This window comes from Holdemanella sp. MSK.7.32, assembly GCF_024460475.1.
GTDB lineage: Bacteria > Bacillota_I > Bacilli_A > Erysipelotrichales > Erysipelotrichaceae > Holdemanella.
In genome coordinates, this window is sequence record NZ_JANFYN010000004.1 from 17,477 (window position 1) to 35,946 (window position 18,470).

General features: G+C 33.9%; 16 protein-coding genes and 1 tRNA gene. 14 read left to right on the forward strand and 3 right to left on the reverse strand.

Translation table 11 applies throughout. From position 1 onward, the window contains the following. Complete coding sequence (locus tag NE544_RS01635; RefSeq protein WP_256268105.1) at window positions 1-570, reverse strand: co-chaperone YbbN; 570 nt, start codon at window positions 568-570, stop codon at window positions 1-3. 73 nt (window positions 571-643) lie between these two features. Then, a tRNA-His gene (locus NE544_RS01640) sits at window positions 644-720 on the reverse strand. A 119-nt stretch (window positions 721-839) separates the two neighbouring features. On the opposite strand from NE544_RS01640, the gene radC reads away from it, so the two are divergent. From radC to NE544_RS01700, 12 genes are all read left to right on the forward strand, one after another. Further along, window positions 840-1,499 carry a DNA repair protein RadC gene (gene radC / locus NE544_RS01645; protein ID WP_158570457.1) on the forward strand — a complete coding sequence of 220 codons (660 nt, stop codon included), beginning with the start codon at window positions 840-842 and terminating at the stop codon, window positions 1,497-1,499. 47 nt (window positions 1,500-1,546) lie between these two features. After that, window positions 1,547-2,383: a rod shape-determining protein MreC gene (gene mreC / locus NE544_RS01650; protein ID WP_117925048.1), complete on the forward strand. Its 837-nt coding sequence runs from the start codon at window positions 1,547-1,549 to the stop codon at window positions 2,381-2,383. Beyond that, window positions 2,380-2,946 (forward strand): hypothetical protein, encoded by a 567-nt coding sequence (locus NE544_RS01655; protein ID WP_256268106.1) that lies wholly within the window; start codon window positions 2,380-2,382, stop codon window positions 2,944-2,946. The genes mreC and NE544_RS01655 overlap by 4 nt, the downstream gene beginning before the upstream one ends. Window positions 2,947-3,005: 59 nt before the next feature. Continuing rightward, complete coding sequence (gene polA, locus NE544_RS01660; RefSeq protein ID WP_256268107.1) at window positions 3,006-5,582, forward strand: DNA polymerase I; 2,577 nt, start codon at window positions 3,006-3,008, stop codon at window positions 5,580-5,582. Next, on the forward strand, window positions 5,582-6,403 hold the full coding sequence (mutM, locus tag NE544_RS01665; RefSeq protein WP_118114313.1) for a DNA-formamidopyrimidine glycosylase: 822 nt from the start codon (window positions 5,582-5,584) through the stop codon (window positions 6,401-6,403). Before polA ends, mutM begins: the two co-directional genes overlap by 1 nt. After that, window positions 6,376-6,981: a dephospho-CoA kinase gene (gene coaE, locus NE544_RS01670; RefSeq protein ID WP_117925056.1), complete on the forward strand. Its 606-nt coding sequence runs from the start codon at window positions 6,376-6,378 to the stop codon at window positions 6,979-6,981. The genes mutM and coaE overlap by 28 nt, the downstream gene beginning before the upstream one ends. After that, window positions 6,971-8,104, forward strand: a complete 1,134-nt coding sequence (locus tag NE544_RS01675; protein ID WP_256268108.1) for a DnaD domain protein — start codon at window positions 6,971-6,973, stop codon at window positions 8,102-8,104. The genes coaE and NE544_RS01675 overlap by 11 nt, the downstream gene beginning before the upstream one ends. Continuing rightward, on the forward strand, window positions 8,104-9,006 hold the full coding sequence (locus NE544_RS01680; protein ID WP_118114310.1) for an ATP-binding protein: 903 nt from the start codon (window positions 8,104-8,106) through the stop codon (window positions 9,004-9,006). Before NE544_RS01675 ends, NE544_RS01680 begins: the two co-directional genes overlap by 1 nt. A 78-nt stretch (window positions 9,007-9,084) precedes the next feature. After that, window positions 9,085-9,954, forward strand: coding sequence for a class II fructose-1,6-bisphosphate aldolase (gene fba, locus NE544_RS01685; protein ID WP_227993864.1), 870 nt, complete (start codon window positions 9,085-9,087; stop codon window positions 9,952-9,954). Between the two features lie 62 nt (window positions 9,955-10,016). Next, a complete protein-coding gene (locus NE544_RS01690; RefSeq protein ID WP_256268109.1) occupies window positions 10,017-11,870 on the forward strand; it encodes a S9 family peptidase in 1,854 nt (617 codons plus the stop codon). 90 nt (window positions 11,871-11,960) lie between these two features. Beyond that, entirely contained in the window at window positions 11,961-13,229 is a 1,269-nt protein-coding gene (locus NE544_RS01695; protein ID WP_118114308.1) for a UDP-N-acetylglucosamine 1-carboxyvinyltransferase, read from the forward strand. A 45-nt stretch (window positions 13,230-13,274) separates the two neighbouring features. Then, complete coding sequence (locus tag NE544_RS01700; protein ID WP_256268110.1) at window positions 13,275-14,642, forward strand: MATE family efflux transporter; 1,368 nt, start codon at window positions 13,275-13,277, stop codon at window positions 14,640-14,642. A gap of 30 nt (window positions 14,643-14,672) precedes the next feature. Here the strand turns inward: NE544_RS01700 and NE544_RS01705 are convergent, their stop codons facing one another. Further along, window positions 14,673-14,897, reverse strand: a complete 225-nt coding sequence (locus NE544_RS01705; RefSeq protein WP_117571665.1) for a Lar family restriction alleviation protein — start codon at window positions 14,895-14,897, stop codon at window positions 14,673-14,675. A 126-nt stretch (window positions 14,898-15,023) separates the two neighbouring features. Between NE544_RS01705 and NE544_RS01710 the strand changes: the two genes are divergently transcribed. Next, entirely contained in the window at window positions 15,024-15,245 is a 222-nt protein-coding gene (locus NE544_RS01710) for a DUF3955 domain-containing protein (RefSeq protein WP_256268111.1), read from the forward strand. Between the two features lie 71 nt (window positions 15,246-15,316). Beyond that, window positions 15,317-18,391 (forward strand): ATP-binding protein, encoded by a 3,075-nt coding sequence (locus tag NE544_RS01715; protein ID WP_256268112.1) that lies wholly within the window; start codon window positions 15,317-15,319, stop codon window positions 18,389-18,391. Window positions 18,392-18,470: the final 79 nt, after the last annotated feature.

The following is an 18,470-nucleotide window of genomic DNA, read 5'->3' on the forward strand; positions in this document are numbered from 1 at the left end:
TTATTTTGCTTCACTCATTAATTTTGTATAGATTTTTGTTAGTTGCTCTTTTTCATCGTTTGTCATTTTTCTTTCGGTCGCATCATGACTTTCTGATGTTCCTTCATGTCCATCAATGACTTTTCCATTCTTTACAACTAGCACTAGAGGAACATATAGGGTTAAAACACCTTCATCGTTATTTGACATATAATCTTGGATATATGGTTCAATAATCGCTTTTTGATCATCTGTATAAAGACGATTCTTTTCTTCGTCTCTTACTTTTACATATTGGATGTCGATCCCATTGTCTTTTGCGACTTTCTTTAAAATGGGTTTAGCTTCTTTGCACCAAGGACAACTTGAAAATCCGAAATATAAAACACCCGATTTTTCTTGAGTGAAGTATTGAATGGCTTCATCAAAGCTAATTTCATTAAAATTTGTTTTAGTATTGTCTTTTTCGTTGCACTTTTCTTCTTCGCTTGTTACATCACAAGCTTTTTTTGAAGTCGAAGTTGTACTCTTTGTTGGTGCTTGACACGCACATAATGTAAGAGTTAAAAGTATAAGTAATATTTTTTTCATGTTCCTAATATACAAATAAAATAAAAAAAAGTAAATAAAAAAGCTCCGATTTCTCGAAGCTTAAAAATCTTAGTGGGGCGGCTGACGCGATTCGAACGCGCGAGTGACGGAGCCACAATCCGCTGTGTTAACCAACTTCACCACAACCGCCATGTTTGCTTGACGCTTAAATAATATACCATGTGATTCTGTACTTTGCAAGCAAAAAAGTAAAATAAATTAAAAAAAGTGTATTTTTTTTCGTATAAGAGTATATGAAGGTAAAAGAGATGGAAGTGGAACAGCGCCCACGAGAAAAAGCGCTACGCTATGGCTTAGAATCTTTGAGCGATTTAGAGTTGGTTGCCTTGATTCTTCAAAGCGGGAATAAAAATCGTTCCGTATTCGAAATTGCATCCGATGTATTGAAAGAAAGTGAAGGTTTATCAAAATTAATGTCAATGCATGTAAATACATTGATGCAGATTCAAGGAATACGAGAAGTTAAAGCTTTACAGCTTCTGGCAAGTGTGGAACTCAGTAAACGTGTCATTAGATCAAAGGTATATCATGCCTCCATTATGAGACCTGAAGATGTGATTGAATGGTTTGAATTTGAGTATGGCTCTTTGCCACAAGAATGTTTTATTGCTCTGTATTTAGATACAAAAAGTAAACTCATTTCTCATCGTGTTTTGTTTAAGGGAACATTGAATGAAAGTGTAGTACATCCTAGAGAAGTGTTTAAAGAGGCTTTTCTTCAAAACGCAAACTCCGTTTTGATTGCCCATAATCATCCTTCTGGTGATTGTACACCATCCAAAGCAGATTTTGAGGTAACCTATAAAATGGTTCATGTCGCAATGACAATGGGAGTGAATTTAATTGATCACATTATTGTAGGACAAAATCAATATTATTCGTTTAAAGAGCATAAATATCTCGATTGAAAGAAGGAGGCTTTATCGCTATAATATAAGTTAGTTTGGGGGATATTATGCGTAAATTTACTCGAATTCAAAAAAGATTACTGACGACAATTGTCGTTTTATGTATACTAGCATGTGCAATGTTTGGCTTAAGACAAAACTCCATCACGAATATTGGATATAGTGCATGGACATATTTAAAGTATGGATTGATTCAATATCCGCTGTCTTCAATTGGAAATGCAGTTAATGATTTTGCGAATCTTTGGCATGCTTATGATGATAATGAATATTTGTCAAAACAATTGGCAGAACAAAAGAATTATCAGACGGCATATGAAGATGAAAGAAATAAAAATAAACAACTTGAAGGGTTGCTTGAAATGAAAGGCGGATTTGGGGATGCTAAAACAATTAGTGTATCAGTTTTAGAACGTTCAAGTGATTCGTGGTTGCAGACTGTGACGATTTCAGCTGGCAAAAAACAAGGGGTAGAAAAGAATATGCTTGTGGCAACAAGTGATGGTGCCATTGGCTTGGTTGAAAGTGTTCAAACAATGACGAGCACTGTACAATTGTTGACAAGCCAGCATTTAAGTAATGATATTGCGATAAAGATGTCTTTGGAAGATGGTACAAGTGTAGAAGGTGTTTTACAATCGTATGATACAGAAAAAAAGGCATATCGAGTATCTTTATTTGACAATGATGCGATTGTCACAAAAGGACAAAAAGTTGCGACAAGTGGTAAGGGTGGAAACTATCCGAGTGGAATTTTGATAGGTGAAGTAAAAGATGTATCTTTAAATGATGACTCCATTATTTCAACTGTCTATGTATCACCTGTATCCAATATGAAAAGTTTTGACTATTGTCTTGTGATTGGAAAAGAGGAGAGTAAATGATAAATAAGGAACGTTATTCATTTATTTTCTTAGCCATTTTAGCTATGTTAGATCAATTGATTGCTTCTTTGTTTGGCGTTGATTTTACATATTCCTCACTATCTTTAGTTAGCCATCTATGTTTTTGTGGATGCCTATTAGTAGTGTTTCATGAAAGAAGTTTAAATCGGTTTCTATATGCTTGTTTATGTGGCCTTTGTGTGGGAATGTTTTTTACTTCAGACTGGCTTGTTAAGATGCTTTTGTTTGGCTTGTTTGGCTGGGCTATTGGCTTTTTTCAAGAAGCGATGGATCAAGATCACTGGGTACAATTTGGGATTGTATTCCTAATGATGTTTGTGAATGATTTAATTTGTTTTTTTGGCGCAAAGATCTTCGGATATCTCACAATGAGCTTTGTGAAATGGTTTATTCACGTTGAAGCTTTGACATTGATTTTTAATGGTGTGGCTATATTCGTGTTGATCTATATTATTACAGTATTCATGCGATATGCGACAATCAAAGATATTCGATTTAAACGGATGGAAAAGTTGAAAATGCAAAATATTCGAAGGAAATGAGTCAGGGATTCGTTTCCTTCTTTTCATATATGTTAAAATAGAAGAAAAGAGGTACGCGTATGAAAAAACTATTATTATTAGATGGAAACTCCATGCTATTTCGTGCATATTATGCAACGTTATATACACATAGAATGACTACATCCAATGGCATTCCAACCAATGCGGTTTATGGCTTTGTGATGATGTTGAACAAGGCAATTGACATTATTGAACCAGATAAGATTTTAGTGGCTTGGGATGCAGGAAAACCTACGTTTAGACACAAACAATTTGAAGCGTATAAAGGAACACGAAAACCATTGGATGAAGAATTGATTGTTCAATTTCCAATTGTTAGAGAATACTTGGATGCGGCTGGAATCAAACGTTATGAACAAGAAGGTTATGAAGCTGATGACATTATTGGAAGCATGGCCAAATGCTGCAAAGATGTTCAAACTACAATTCTGACTAGTGATCGTGATTTATTACAGTTGATTGATTCAAGTACACATGTTCTTTTGATGAAAAAGGGCTTAAGTGAAATGGATCTAATGGACGAACAAAATTTAATGGATACGTATGGAATTACTCCAAGTCAAGTTATTGATATGAAAGGATTAATGGGTGATACAGCCGATAATATTCCAGGCGTAGCCGGTGTTGGTGAAAAGACAGCCTTGCGTTTATTGAATCAATATTCCACTGTAGAAAATGTTTATGCTCATATTGATGAAGTAAAAGGAAAATTAAAAGAAAAGCTAGAAAAAGATAAAGATAATGCCTTCATGTCTTTAGAATTGGCTACTATTTATACAAAGATGGAGTTGCCATTTGAATTATGCGATTGTGAGTTTACAGGAATTCAAGATAATGTGAATGCATTCTATGAAAAATATGAAATGCGATCATTGGTAAATCGTACTAAACAGACTAAAGAGGAAAAATGGCCTTTAAAAGAAGTGGACCATTTTGAATTTGAAAATATGGATGACGTTATGGTTATGCCAGTATGTACTCAAGAGCCTTATTTAGATCAAAAATTGTATGGTTTTATGATTCCAAAAGATAAAACTGTTTATTATATTTCAGTAGAACATGCATTAGAGGATACAAACTTTAAAACATTGTTGGAAACAAAAGAAGTGAGTACATGGGATACAAAGGAAATGATGCATCTATTAGATCGCTATGGATTTAAATGGAATACTTTTAGTAATGACTTGCATATTGCTGGATTCTTATTGAATTCTACTGCAACAGATAGTGATGCAGTCTTAGAAGCACTTCAAATTCACCTTCCAGAATCTTTCCATGATGTATCTAAGAAGACAAAAGAGGAGCCTGCTTATAGTTTGGAAAGAGAAAAGGCAATCTATCATAGTTTGACTCAGCAACTATATGAAAAAAAGGACAAGCTTCGTGCTTCTTTAAAAGAAGAAAATGTATTGTCTTTATATGAAGATATTGAAATGCCATTAACACATGTCTTGTTTTCAATGGAACAAGAAGGTATTTCGATTCAAGAAAGTTTTTTAGATGAGTATGGAGCTTTATTAAATGAGAAATTGGATGCTCTTGCTCAAAAAATCTACTCACATGCAGGTATGATTTTTAATATCAATTCACCAAAACAATTGGCGAATGTCTTATTTGATGAGTTGAACTTAAGTTCAGGTGGAAAAAAACGTTCAACATCTGCAGATGTATTAGAGAAGCTTCGTGGAAAACATCCAATCATTGATGATATTCTTGAGTATCGAAAAATTGCGAAGGTATCCAGTACATATATTGATGGTTTGAAAAAACATATTCGTTCGGATCAAAAGATTCATACTTCTTTCAATCAGACAATGACACAAACTGGAAGACTTTCAAGTAGTGAACCAAACTTACAAAATATTAGTATTCGGGATGAGTTAGGTAAAGAAATTCGTAAGGCGTTTGTCGCCGAAGATGGCTATCACTTATTGTCTGCTGATTATTCGCAGATTGAATTAAGAATGTTGGCACATATGGCCAATGAGGATCACATGATAAAAGCGTTTAATGAAGGTTTGGATATTCATACAAAAACGGCAACTTTAATTTTTAGTTGTTCACCAGAAGCGGTAGATGAACATAAAAGAAGAATTGCCAAGACAGTTAACTTTGGTATTGTATATGGACAAACTGAATTTGGTTTATCTTCACAATTAAATATCACACGAAAAGAAGCGGGTGAATTTATGAAGATGTACTTTGAAAGTTATCCTCAGATTCACGAATATATGAATCAATTGATTGATTTCTGTAAGGAACATGGATATGTCGAAACATTATTCCACAGAAGAAGAGAGATTCCTGAAATCAACGATAAGAATTTTATGACACGAGAATTCGGTAAGCGAGCTGCCATGAATGCACCAATTCAAGGTAGTGCAGCCGATTTGATCAAGATTGCGATGTTGAAAATGGATCAAGCTTTAAAGGATGCCGATGTAAAATCAAAAATGCTTCTTCAAATCCATGATGAATTGATTTTCTTAGTGCCAGATGAAGAATTGGACTTGATGCAAAAACTTGTCAAAGAAACAATGGAAAGTGCAATGGAATTAAAGGTTCCATTAAAGGCAAGTATTAGTGTTGGAAAGTCATGGTATGAGGCAAAATAATGCCGGAAGCACCAGAAGTACAAACCGTATTAAGTACGTTGGAAGCACAAATTAAAGATGTTTCAATTGAAGATGTATTGATATATTATCCTAAGATTATTGATAATGTAGAAGTAGAAACTTTTAAAAATCAATTAATTGGGCAAACATTCCATTCGTTTAATCGACTTGGAAAATATTTGATTTTTGGTCTGGATGACTATGATCTAGTTGTTCACTTAAGAATGGAAGGTAAATTTTATCTTTATAATATGCTTTGTGAGAATAAACATATTCATATAGTATTTAAATTAAATAGTGGAACCTATATGTCGTATCATGATACAAGAAAATTTGGAAGAATGTATTTGTATCCTAAAAAAGAAGATATTCATGCATATCCTTGTTTTAAAAATGTTGGATATGATTATATGGATGAAAGAGTGAATGGAATGTATTTCTATACCTGTGTTCATTCGTTAAAACGAAATTTGAAATCCTGCCTGTTAGATCAATCGATTATGGCAGGTGTTGGAAATATTTATGCGGATGAGATATGTTTTGCCTCAGGATTAGATCCAAGAAGCCGTGCCTCAAAGCTTTCAAAGAAAGATTGTGAGAAAATAGTTTTTCAGACAAAGCGAATCTTGCAGGGTGCTACACGTTTTGGCGGAACAACCATTCGTTCTTATACCTCAAGTTTAGGGGTAACGGGACGTTTTCAACTCTATTTGAATGTACATGATCAAACACAATGTAAAGTGTGTCATCATGCTATTAAAAAATTAACTGTATCACAAAGGGGGACTTATCTATGTCCAAATTGTCAAAAAAGAAAGTAATAGGAATCACTGGATCTATGGGTTCAGGAAAGAGTGAGATTTCTCGATATTTAAGAAAAAAATATCCTGTTTTAGATTGTGATCAGGTCAATGCGGATTTATTAAAAAAGGGAAATTTGGGTTATCAGAAATTAAATGATTTGCGTATTGTTGAATTGGATTCAAATGGACAAATCATTAAGGAAAGTTTAGCTTCATATATGTTTTCTAAGGCAGAACATAGAAAACAAGTGGAAGCCATCTTGCATCCTTTGATTTTTGAACAGATGCATAAATGGATTTATGAACAAGAGAGTTCGATTGTCTTTGTGGAAATGCCAATTTTATTTGAGATTTCTGCACAAGATCATTTTGACTCAATATGGTGCGTTGTGGCTGATTTAGATGTAGCCTTATCGCGCCTACAAACCTATCGCAATTTTACTAGGGAACAAGCTTTGGCAAGACTTGTATCACAGATGAATCCGGAAGAGAAGATGGCAAAAAGTGATATTGTACTGCAAAATAATGGTACGGTAGAACAGCTGCATAAACAAATAGAAGAAGCATTAAAAGAGGAGAAGGTACATGGCGATTGAAGTGCGTTGCATAGAACATTTATCTGTTGAACAAAGACAATCTTTGTATTTGTTGTATGGTCCTTTGATGGGTAAAAGTTCAATTTGTCTATATGAATTTTTAGGTTCTATTCAAAATTCTGTTGAATTAGAAGACGTATATTTACTGTTGAATATAAATGCTTCACAATTTGATAAGGCACGAAATTATTTAGAACAATATCATTTAATTGAAACCTATGTTCATGAAGATGACATGTTGATTTTATTGTATGCTCCATTATTACCAGATAAATTTTTATGTCACGATACGTATTCAAGATTGTATTTGGCAAGTGTAGGATCAAAGTGTTTTGATAAAATAAAGGCGATGCTTCATAAAGATAAGACGATTTCTTCTGTATATACCAAAGTAGAAAGTCCTTTGGATGTTTCAATTTTAGATTCGTGGAACGAATCTAAAGAGATTGCGTACGAAAAGGTGAAACCGACAATTAAACAAAAATATGATTTTGATTTTGCGACACTCTTCAAAGGGATGGATCGGGTTTTTCCGGTACGTTATCGAACTAATGAAAATTTAGATCGTATTGCACAGATGGCACAAATATATGGAATTGATGCCAAAGATATGCGTAGATACGTGCAAAGAAGTATTAATCCTTCAACACATGTATTTGATTTGGACAAATTAAAAGAGATGGTTATGCGTAATCGTAAGGTTATGGAAACAAGTAAAGATCCATATCAGATGCCACCTGTTAAATTTTTGCAGAATAAACAAAATGGTATTCCTGTTGTGAAATCGGATCAGGCATTGATTGAACGTTTATGCACACAATTCCAGCTTTCAGTTGAAGTTGTGAATACTTTGATTGAATATACTTTGCAGCAAACACATCAACAATTTTCTAGAAATTACGTTGAAAAAGTTGCGGCAAGCTGGGTTCGCCTGGGCGTGGATTCTAGGAAGAAAGCATTGGAAATTATCAACCAAGCGCCAACAGAAAATAAAAGAGAGAAAAAAGAAGAAAAGGTTGTACTTGATGAGAAGTTCTATACGCAAAAGGAAGAAAAATCAGATACGCAAATCCAACAGGAGATGTTAGAACTTCAAAAGATGTTGAAAGAAGGTAAGTTGTAGTGAATTTAAATATTAAACTTTCAGAAGAGCAAATGATGGAAAGACAACAGAATATTGCTCGTTTAAAAGAGAATGAATGGATTCAAATATTTCTTGAACAGAATCATTTAGATGCATCTTTTGTAGAAGAAAATAGTGGCGTTTTGTTGCAGTGGATCAAGAGTGTGAGTGCATGTAGAAACTGTAAAGGATTGGATTATTGTGTACAGAAGATTCGTGGTAAGGCTACAAAATTAAAAATTGACGATTCTGGTTTCTTGAATGAATATTATGCTTCTTGTCAGTATGAACAAAAAAGAGATCAGCAATTGGCTCATCAAAGTAAATTTCGCTTTTCTCATATGTCTTTAAATGATTATTTAATCGATTTAAATGATGCCTGCTTTTTAAGTGCTGCCAAAGAAAAAGATTATATGGCAGCTTATACCCAAAGTGTGAGTAGTATACCACTAAATCAAGGTGTGTATTTATATGGAAATCCAGGGACTGGAAAGTCTTATTTAATGAAGGGAATCTGTAATTACTATGCCAAAAATAATAAGAGTGTTTCTTTTGTACAGGTTCCATTATTGATTCAGGAATTGAAACAGTTTATGACAGATAATGAATATCGTCAAAGAGTGATGAACCATTTACGCTACAGTGATGTTTTGGTTTTAGATGATATTGGAGCTGAAAGTATTACGCAATGGACGCGAGATGAAATCTTACTTCCTGTTTTAGATGAGCGTATGAATAAAGGAATGAAAACATACTTTACATCAAATTATTCAATGGAAGAATTAGAACAGCAGTATCGTCTTGTGAATAAACCAAATAATACGATTGCGAGTCTAAGAATTCTAGAAAGAATTCGTACTTTGTCCAAACCAGTTGAATTATCCGGAAAATCACGTCGTTAGTTAATAATTTCACTTTTCAAATTAGGCGTTATGGAGTAGAATAGTTATGACAGAAATGTTTAAAGGAGGAATAGAGTAATGTTAGTATCTGCTACTGAAATGATCAACAAAGCTCACGAAGGGCACTATGCGATTGGTGCTTTCAACATCAATAACTTGGAATGGACAAAAGCTATCTTAGCTGCTGCTGAAGAAGCTAAATCACCAGTTATGTTAGGAGTATCTGAAGGTGCTGCTAAATACATGTGTGGTTTCAAAACAGTTGCTGCTATGGTAAAAGAAATCCACGATGCAATGGGAATTACAGTTCCTGTAGCTTTACACTTGGACCACGGTTCATATGAAGGTGCAAAAGCTGCTATCGAAGCAGGATTTACTTCTGTAATGTTCGATGGTTCTCACTATGCATTTGAAGAAAACTTAGAAAAATCAAAAGAAATGATCGCCTTAGCACACTCAAAAGGATTATCAATTGAATGTGAAGTTGGTGGAATCGGTGGAGAAGAAGACGGTGTCATATCTGCTGGTGAATTAGCTGACCCTCAAGAATGTAAAACTATCGCTGACTTAGGTGTAGACTTCTTAGCAGCTGGTATCGGAAATATCCACGGTAAATATCCTGCAAACTGGGCTGGATTAAACTTTGATCGTTTAGAAGAAATCCAAAACGTAACAAACGGAAAACCATTAGTATTACACGGTGGTTCAGGAATCCCTCGTGAACAAGTTCAAAAAGCTATCACATTAGGTGTTTCTAAAGTTAACGTTAATACTGAATGTCAGTTAGTATTTGCTGAAGCAACTCGTAAATACATCGAAGCTGGAAAAGACCAAGAAGGAAAAGGATACGATCCACGTAAATTATTAAAACCAGGTGCTGATGCAATCACAGCATTATGTAAAGAAATGATGGAAAACTTCTTTGGTTCTGCTGGAAAAGCTGAATAATTAAAGTTTTTAAATAAAGCAGGCTTTAAGCCTGCTTTTTGCATAATTTGGAGGGGAAATATATGAAGTCAGTTGAAATTAATGATTTATTGTCTTATCACTTTTATGGAAATTTAAAAGTGAAAGATGGAGTAAAAGTCTTTGTTGATGGAGTAGCAGCTGAAAAAGACAATGCTTATGAATATACTTTAAAATGCGTAAAGGACGATAAAGTATATGATTTAACTTCTTTTGGAAAAGAAGCAGGGTTTTATATTGAAAATGAAAATTCGGTTCTATTCTGTGGAAATCGTAAGAATATTGAAAAATCTACATCTTTATATCGTTTGGCATTGAATGGTGGAGAAGCCAAAGAAATTGCTCGCTTTGATAAACCAGGAATGAATGTTTTGGGATATTTAAACGAGAATACTTTGGCTTTTATGACTAAAGAAAAACTTGTTGAAGAAGAAAGTGATTATGAAGTGTTTGATGAGATTCCTTTCTATATGAATGGTCAGGGAATCACCAATAAACATCGTACGCATTTATATACATATAATTTAGACACAAAAGAACTTGTTTGCGTTACAGAAGGTACTTTTGATGTGTCAAACGCAAAGATTCATGATGGTGCTTTGTATTATACAGGACAAAATTGGACAAGAAAACAAGCTTTATATGAAAATCTTTATAAATATGATGGCTCTGTAAGTACAGTTGTAGATGCTAAGGAAAGAAGTATCCAAAGTTTTGATTTTATGGATGGTAAATTGGTTCTTATCGCAAGCACACATGAAAAATATGGTTTGAATGAGAATCCAAAATTCTTTGATCAAGACTTTAATTTAATTGCTGATTGGCAAGAATGTGTTGGAAACAGTGTAGGTACAGATTGTGCTTTAGTTGCAGGTAATGCGACTCTAGTAAATAAAGATGCGTTATATTTTGTTTCTACGATCTATGATCACAACAATTTGTATAAATTAGAAAATGGAAACATTGAACTTGTATTTGAATGGTCAGGAACAATTCAATCTTTCGCATTTGAAGATGACACATTATATTTTATTGGAGCTGATGTGGCAAGTCTTCAACAATTGTATAAAGTTGTAGATGGTAAAGCCGTTCAATTATCTGATTTTAATAAAATGGAAGATACATATGTGGCAGATCCTGTAGAAGTTAATTTTGGTGAAGATTTAACAGGATGGGTATTATTGCCTAAAGATTATGATGAAACAAAAAAATATCCGGCTATTTTAGATATTCATGGTGGACCTAAAACAGTATATGGAAAAGTGTTCTATCATGAAATGCAAGTATGGGCAAGTAAGGGATACTTTGTATTCTTCTGTAATATTCATGGATCAGATGGACGTGGCAATGAATTTATGGACATCCGTGGAAAATATGGAACGATTGATTATGATGAATTGATGCAGTTTACAGATAAAGTCTTAGAAACATATCCTCAAATTGATTCAAGCAGAGTTGGTGTAACTGGTGGAAGCTATGGTGGATTTATGACAAACTGGATCATTGGTCATACAGATCGTTTTGCGTGTGCTGCTAGTCAAAGAAGTATTGCCAACTGGATCTCATTCTCTCAGACAAGTGATATTGGACCATACTTTGCACAAGATCAACAATCTGCTACATATGATGAAAATCCAGAAAAATTGTGGTGGCATTCACCATTGAAATATGCACGTAATGTGAAAACACCAACATTGTTTATTCACTCTGATGAGGATTATCGTTGTCCACTTTGTGAAGGCCTACAAATGTTGAATGCTTTATTAGATCAGAATATTGAAGCTCGCATGTGCTTGTTCCATGGTGAAAATCATGATTTATCACGTACGGGACTTCCTCAACATCGTTTGCGTCGTTTAAATGAAATCACAAATTGGATGGAAAAACATTTAAAATAGATGGCTTTTGGAATTTACAATATTTTTCTAGATTATCCGGATTGAATAGGCTATAATAGATAGGCATTACCTTGAAATGGGGGAAAATGAATGGAAAAAGTCATTAAAATTGAAGGTGGACATGATTTAAATGGAACAGTACGTATTAGTGGTTCAAAGAATGCGACTGTGGCTTTAATTCCAGCATGTGTTTTAGGAAATGAGCCGGTTACAATTTATGGTGTACCTAATATTTCAGATGTACAGTCTTTGATCGTTTTATTAAATGAACTTGGTGTTTATGTTGAAAAACGAGATGAAGAAACATTATATATAGATCCTACTCATATGGAAAATATTCCTATGGTATCTAAAGCTGTTTCTAAATTAAGAGCAAGCTACTATTTTATGGGAGCTTTGTTAGGAAAATTTGGGCATGCAGAAATTAAGATGCCTGGTGGATGTTACTTAGGTCCAAGACCTATTGATTTGCACTTAAAAGGGTTTGAGGCTTTGGGTGCAAATATTCAATATGAAAATGGATGTTATATATTGGATGCGAAAGAATTAAAAGGAACAAATATTTTCTTAGATATTTCGAGTGTAGGAGCTACAATCAACATTATGATGGCAGCTGTTTACGCAAAAGGTAGAACGGTTATTGAAAATGCCGCACGTGAGCCTGAAATTATTGATATCGCAACATTATTAAATAAAATGGGTGCTAGAATTCATGGTATGGGGACAAGTACTCTTGTGATTGATGGTGTTGAATATTTAAAGGGCTGTATTCATGAAATCATTCCAGATCGTATTGAAGCAGCAACTTATGTGATTATGGCAGCCGCTATGGCCAATGACATGCGCATCGAAAATATTATTCCTCAACACTTGGAAGCCATTGTTATGAAACTTCAAGAAGTGGGAATCAATATGGAAGTTGGTTCGGATTTTATTCATGTATTTAAAACAGATAAACCTTTGAAACGTACAGAAATCTTGACAAAACCATATCCAGGCTTTGCCACAGATGTTCAACAACCATTTACTGTATTATTAACACAATGTGAAGGCCAATCTGTAGTAACAGAAACAATTTATACAGAACGTTTCAAACATTGTGCAGAGTTAAATAAGATGGGTGCTGACATTGATGTACACACACCAAGTGCGTTTATCAACGGGAAGACAAAGTTACATGGTTCTAAAGTAACTGCAACAGATCTTCGTTGTGGTGCTGGGCTTGTCATTGCAGCTTTAATGGCTGATGGTGTGACAGAAATCCATGATATTTATCACATTGATCGTGGTTATGATAACTTGGACGGAAAGTTAGCTCATTTAGGAGCCAAAATGTGGCGTGAAGAGGTAGAAGATTAAAAGGTGTATGGTGACATACATCTTTTTTCTTTGTATAATCATCTTATGAACATGATGGAAATAACAGCGCAAATGCGCGAAAATAAAAAAATAGAATTCAAAGATCAATTAAAAATCGTCATTTTATTATCTGTGCCTGCAATATTAGAACAATTAGTTGGAACGGCCATGAGTTATATTGATACAGCTATGGTTGGATCACTAGGTTATAAGGCTACGGCAGCCATTGGTGTTGTTGCCAGTACAACATGGCTTTTTGGAGGAATTTGTACAGCTGCGGTATTAGGTTTTTCAGTGCAGGTAGCTCAATATTTAGGGGCTGGTAAAAATAAATTGGCAAGACAGGTAGTATGTCAGTCGATTCTCTTTAATATTATCTTTGGTTTATGTATGGCATCAGTTGTGGTAGCATCCAGTTTTTATTTGCCAAAATTATTGGGGGCAGACCCATCAATTTGTAGAGATGCCACTTTATATTTGGCAATAGTAGGTGCTTTTATTCCATTTAATATGATGGCGATGTTACATTCAGGAATGTTAAGATGTTCAGGGAATGCCGTGCTTCCAAGTCTTATGAATATTTCAATGTGTGTATTTGATGTTATTTTTAACTATTTCTTTATTTATATACTAAATTTAGGCGTTGCCGGAGCTGCACTAGGAACGGGAATGGCGCAATTGGTTGTAGGCTTTATCTTAATGTATATTGTAGTCAAAAAGGAAAAATCATTACGACTTCTAGGTGATGAATCGTGGAAATTTGATAAAGCTATCTTGAAGAATGTAGTGAATCTTTCAATTCCAGCAGGTCTTGAAAGAGTGACACTATCTTTAGCTCAAGTTGTGATGACGGGTGTCGTTTCAGGGATGGGTGCAATCAGTGTGGCTATTAATTATGTGGCTGTTTCAGCAGAAGGATTATGTTATTTGCCAGCTTATGGAATTGGTGGTGCTGCAACTACATTGGTTGGACAAAGTATTGGGGCCAATCGAAAGGATATGGCAAAACGATTTGCGTATTTAACAACCTTATTATCTTTTGCTCTAGTGATATTTATGAGTGTTATCATGTTTGTGTTTGCACCATTTTTGGCTTCAACACTAACGAATAGTCAAGAAGTTATTAATGGAGCTAGTGAGTGCTTAAGAATTGTTTCTTTTTCTGAACCGTTATTTGCGATTAGTATTGTAGTCATGGGGGCATTACGTGGGGCTGGAGATAGTAAACGTCCTTTTGTTCTAAATGCGTTGAGCATGTGGGGAATGCGTGTTTTACCAATTATTATTTTCACAAAGCGATATGGTGTTATTGGTGTATGGGCTACAATGACTTTCGAACTGGTATTTAGGGGTATTATATTCTTTATTCGTATGGTTCGAGGTAAGTGGTTAGATCAAAATTCAGTTAAATAAAAAAATTGAGTGGAATTTCCACTCATTTTCTTATTCACCAGGATTTGATTTTAATACTTTACCTGTATTAAATAATTCAGCGGCTCTTTTAGCAGCTTCTAAACGATCTTCTTCGTTTTTATAATCAACATGAACTGTATAGCAGCCACAATCCATGCATTGTGCATAGAATCCGTTTCCTTCTTCTTCTAGAATCGAACCACCTTCACATAGAGGGCATTCGTGTAAATCAACTAATTCATCAATGTTTTGCATAAGAATCCTTCCTTCTTTTATTCTTATCTATTGTACAATCAAATGCTAAGAAAGTTAAGAGAAATTTAAGGTTTAATAAAGGAATGAAATGATATAATACATCGGTAACAATAAGGGGATGTTATTATGGATCAAAAGGATCGTGTCTTTACACCTGCATTTGTTGCGAATTTATTTTTGATTGCAGGAACTGTTTTCTTGCTTTTAAAGGGGAAAATAAACGCATATGTAGGATATGATGGTATGATGCATGATGGTACTGCTTTAATGCTGATTGGTTTAGCTTTAGTGTGTATTGGCATTGGCATTTGGATCATAGTATGGATCAATAAGAGGATGAATCGTTAGGTTTGTCCTTTTATTATTTTCTTGTGATAATTTCATTTTCTTAATACAATAAGTATATAAGGAATAATTGTATGAAAGATAGACGGAAAAAACATATTTCAAAAATGATACGTTTTTTAATGACGGCATTAACCAGTCTTTTGATTGTACTGATTTTAATCATCATTTTGATGGTATCACGTATTCAAGGAACGGCTCGTGTTGTCAATTATGCAGGATTAGTTCGTGGAAAAACACAGCAAATTATTAAATTGGAAGATGCAGGAATGCCACAAGATGAAATGATTGCGGATGTGGAAGGCTATATAAAAGGACTTCGTTTTGGTAGTGAAGAACTAGATTTAGTATCTTTAGATGATAAGGCTTTTCAGGCAAAGATGGAAGAATTAGATGCGTATTTTGATACTTTAAAACAAGAAATTGATCTTGTTCGACAAGTTGGATATGAGAATACGAATATTATTCAAAAGAGTGAAACTTTCTTTTCTCTATGTGATGTGGCCACAGGGCTTGCAGAAACATATGCACAAAGAATCGCAACACGCTTAGGACAATTTGAAGCGTTGACAATCATTGATATTGTAATTCTCATCTTTATGATTTTATATGAGCTTATCAAGGCTTTGCGTTATGCAAAAGTAAATCGTGAGTTAAAGAACAAAGTTTATTTAGATGAAGCAACAGGATTGCCAAATAAAAATAAGTGTGAAGAGATTTTAACTTTAGAAGCTGAACAAAATATGGCAATCTGTGTGTTTGATTTAAATAATCTTAGAATCATCAACAATCAACAAGGACATGAAAGAGGGGATTTATATATCAACTCGTTTGCGAAAAGTCTTCGTAACGGTGTGGATGAAAATCAATTTGTAGGTCGCTGTGGCGGTGATGAATTCATTGCCTTTTTTAAAAATGTGACAAAGGAAGATGTAAAAAGAAATTTAGAAAATATCAAAAAAGAATGTGCTAAATGTTCAGAAATTCCATTAAGTTATGCGACTGGTTTTGCGTATTCAAATGATTTTTCAAAATTAACAATGCGTGAGTTATTTTGTCAGGCGGATAAAAATATGTATATTGATAAAAACCAGGCGAAAATCAATGAGGCTACAGAAAAACGTGATTTGATTCTTCGTGTTATACAACAATTAAAAGATAAAGGGTATAATTTTTCGGATTGTATTTATTGTGATGCCAAAATCGATGCATATTTTACTTTACGGGCTAGCTATTCCTTTTTCTTAGCAGAAGATGGCATCTATTCGGGTGCAGTTGAGCAAATTCTAAATGAATTGTTTGAAGAGAATAAGAAGGAAGAGTATCGTCATGTGTTACAGCTTGACTATTTAAATGAGTGTCTCACAAAGGAAAATCCTGTATTAGAAATTTCATATTGTCATCAAATTAAGCGTACAAAATTAAAAGGGAAAATTATAGCCGTTTATTTAGATAGCGATGAAAAGAATCATCTGCATCATTTTGCGTTAGGCTTTAAAATTTATTATGACACAATTGAAATGGATGAGAAGCAACAATTGATGCGTTATTATGATCAGTTGAAACAATCTATTTTAGAAAACGATCATTATATTGAAGCTTTGATGGCAATGGCACAATCAATTTTCTCCGTGAATTTAACGCAGAATCAAATCGATGGTATTTACGACAATTATATGTGTGCAGATAAAAAGCCGAATTTACCATGTGATTATAATGCATATTTTAAACAAATAAAAGCGAATGTGTTAGAGGATTGTTTGGGAAGCTTTAGCGTTGTTGAATCGAGTCAAAGCCTTTTAAATCGATATAGAGCAGGGGACAAACATGTTACGGTTGAATATCAGATTCAAATGCCAAATCAAGGTGTGATCTGGATTCAAGAAATGATATTGATGAGTGAAGATGTTATTTATGATATAGATATTCAAAAGGAACGTAATATAGTACGTGCTATTATTTTGTTCAGAAATACATCGGCATTTCATGAGAAAGAAGATAGAGAAAAGAAAAAGTTACAACTAGCATATCAAAAAGTAGATTTAGAAAGTAAAGCTAAAACTGATTTTATGAATCGTATGAGCCATGATATTCGTACGCCAATCAATGGTATTTTAGGTATGATGCAGATTATACGTAAAAACTGGGGTGATATGGATAAGTTGGATGATTCTTTAAATAAGATGGAAGTTTTGACAAAACACTTAAATGAATTGGTTGAAGATGTTTTGAATATGTCTAAATTAGAATCAGATCATATGGAGATTGTGAATGAGCCATTTGATTTAAATTATATGGTTGAAGAATTGAATAGTTTGATTGATGCCCAAGTATCACTTCAAAATATTACATATCACAAGCATATGGAGAATGTAGTCCATACGCATTTAATTGGAGATGCATTACAACTTAGAAGAATTCTTGTAAATCTATTAACGAATGCCATTAAGTACAACAAACCGAATGGTACGATTGATGCATTTGTTCGAGAAGTGTCTAGTGATGATTTACAAGCTACATTTGAGTTTGAAATCAAAGACACAGGAATTGGTATGAGTGAAGATTATATTGAGAATCACTTGTTTACGCCGTTTTCACAAGCTAAACAAGATGCCAGAACAAGATATGAAGGAACTGGTTTAGGTATGTCGATTGTGAAAGGCTTAGTGGATAAGCTTGGCGGAAGTATTGAAGTCAAAAGTGAAGTGGGTGTAGGTACACAAATTAAGGTCATTCTTGCTTATCAATTGGATACATCCAATACTGCAAAACAAGATACTTCAAAATTGGATTTAAAGGATAAAAGAATTCTTTTAGTAGAAGATAATGAAATCAATATGGAAGTGGCTGAGTTTTACTTGAATGCCGTACATGCCAATGTAGATAAGGCATGGAATGGATTAGAAGCAGTTGAAAAAGTTAAGGAACAACCAAATAAGTATTCTTTGATTTTGATGGATATTATGATGCCAAAAATGAATGGGGATGAAGCTGCTAAATGCATTCGTAAAATCAATCCATCCATTCCAATTGTCGCCATGAGTGCGCAATCAGAATATAGTATGAATCAAACGATTATGAATGATTCGATCTCAAAACCAATTGATGAACAAAAGCTTAATCATATATTAAGTAAATATGTGGCATAGATAAAGACTTGATTTGAATTCAAGTCTTTTCTAGTATATGCAACTGTAAATTGATAAATTGACAAGTCTTGTTGGTGGA

What these genes read in the sequence shown, in the direction of transcription:
- NE544_RS01635 (WP_256268105.1), bottom strand. Translation starts at nt 570, where the DNA reads ATGAAAAAAATATTACTTATACTTTTAACTCTTACATTATGTGCGTGT.
- radC (WP_158570457.1), top strand. Translation starts at nt 840, where the DNA reads ATGGAAGTGGAACAGCGCCCACGAGAAAAAGCGCTACGCTATGGCTTA.
- mreC (WP_117925048.1), top strand. Translation starts at nt 1,547, where the DNA reads ATGCGTAAATTTACTCGAATTCAAAAAAGATTACTGACGACAATTGTC.
- NE544_RS01655 (WP_256268106.1), top strand. Translation starts at nt 2,380, where the DNA reads ATGATAAATAAGGAACGTTATTCATTTATTTTCTTAGCCATTTTAGCT.
- polA (WP_256268107.1), top strand. Translation starts at nt 3,006, where the DNA reads ATGAAAAAACTATTATTATTAGATGGAAACTCCATGCTATTTCGTGCA.
- mutM (WP_118114313.1), top strand. Translation starts at nt 5,582, where the DNA reads ATGCCGGAAGCACCAGAAGTACAAACCGTATTAAGTACGTTGGAAGCA.
- coaE (WP_117925056.1), top strand. Translation starts at nt 6,376, where the DNA reads ATGTCCAAATTGTCAAAAAAGAAAGTAATAGGAATCACTGGATCTATG.
- NE544_RS01675 (WP_256268108.1), top strand. Translation starts at nt 6,971, where the DNA reads ATGGCGATTGAAGTGCGTTGCATAGAACATTTATCTGTTGAACAAAGA.
- fba (WP_227993864.1), top strand. Translation starts at nt 9,085, where the DNA reads ATGTTAGTATCTGCTACTGAAATGATCAACAAAGCTCACGAAGGGCAC.
- NE544_RS01690 (WP_256268109.1), top strand. Translation starts at nt 10,017, where the DNA reads ATGAAGTCAGTTGAAATTAATGATTTATTGTCTTATCACTTTTATGGA.
- NE544_RS01695 (WP_118114308.1), top strand. Translation starts at nt 11,961, where the DNA reads ATGGAAAAAGTCATTAAAATTGAAGGTGGACATGATTTAAATGGAACA.
- NE544_RS01700 (WP_256268110.1), top strand. Translation starts at nt 13,275, where the DNA reads ATGAACATGATGGAAATAACAGCGCAAATGCGCGAAAATAAAAAAATA.
- NE544_RS01705 (WP_117571665.1), bottom strand. Translation starts at nt 14,897, where the DNA reads ATGCAAAACATTGATGAATTAGTTGATTTACACGAATGCCCTCTATGT.
- NE544_RS01710 (WP_256268111.1), top strand. Translation starts at nt 15,024, where the DNA reads ATGGATCAAAAGGATCGTGTCTTTACACCTGCATTTGTTGCGAATTTA.
- NE544_RS01715 (WP_256268112.1), top strand. Translation starts at nt 15,317, where the DNA reads ATGAAAGATAGACGGAAAAAACATATTTCAAAAATGATACGTTTTTTA.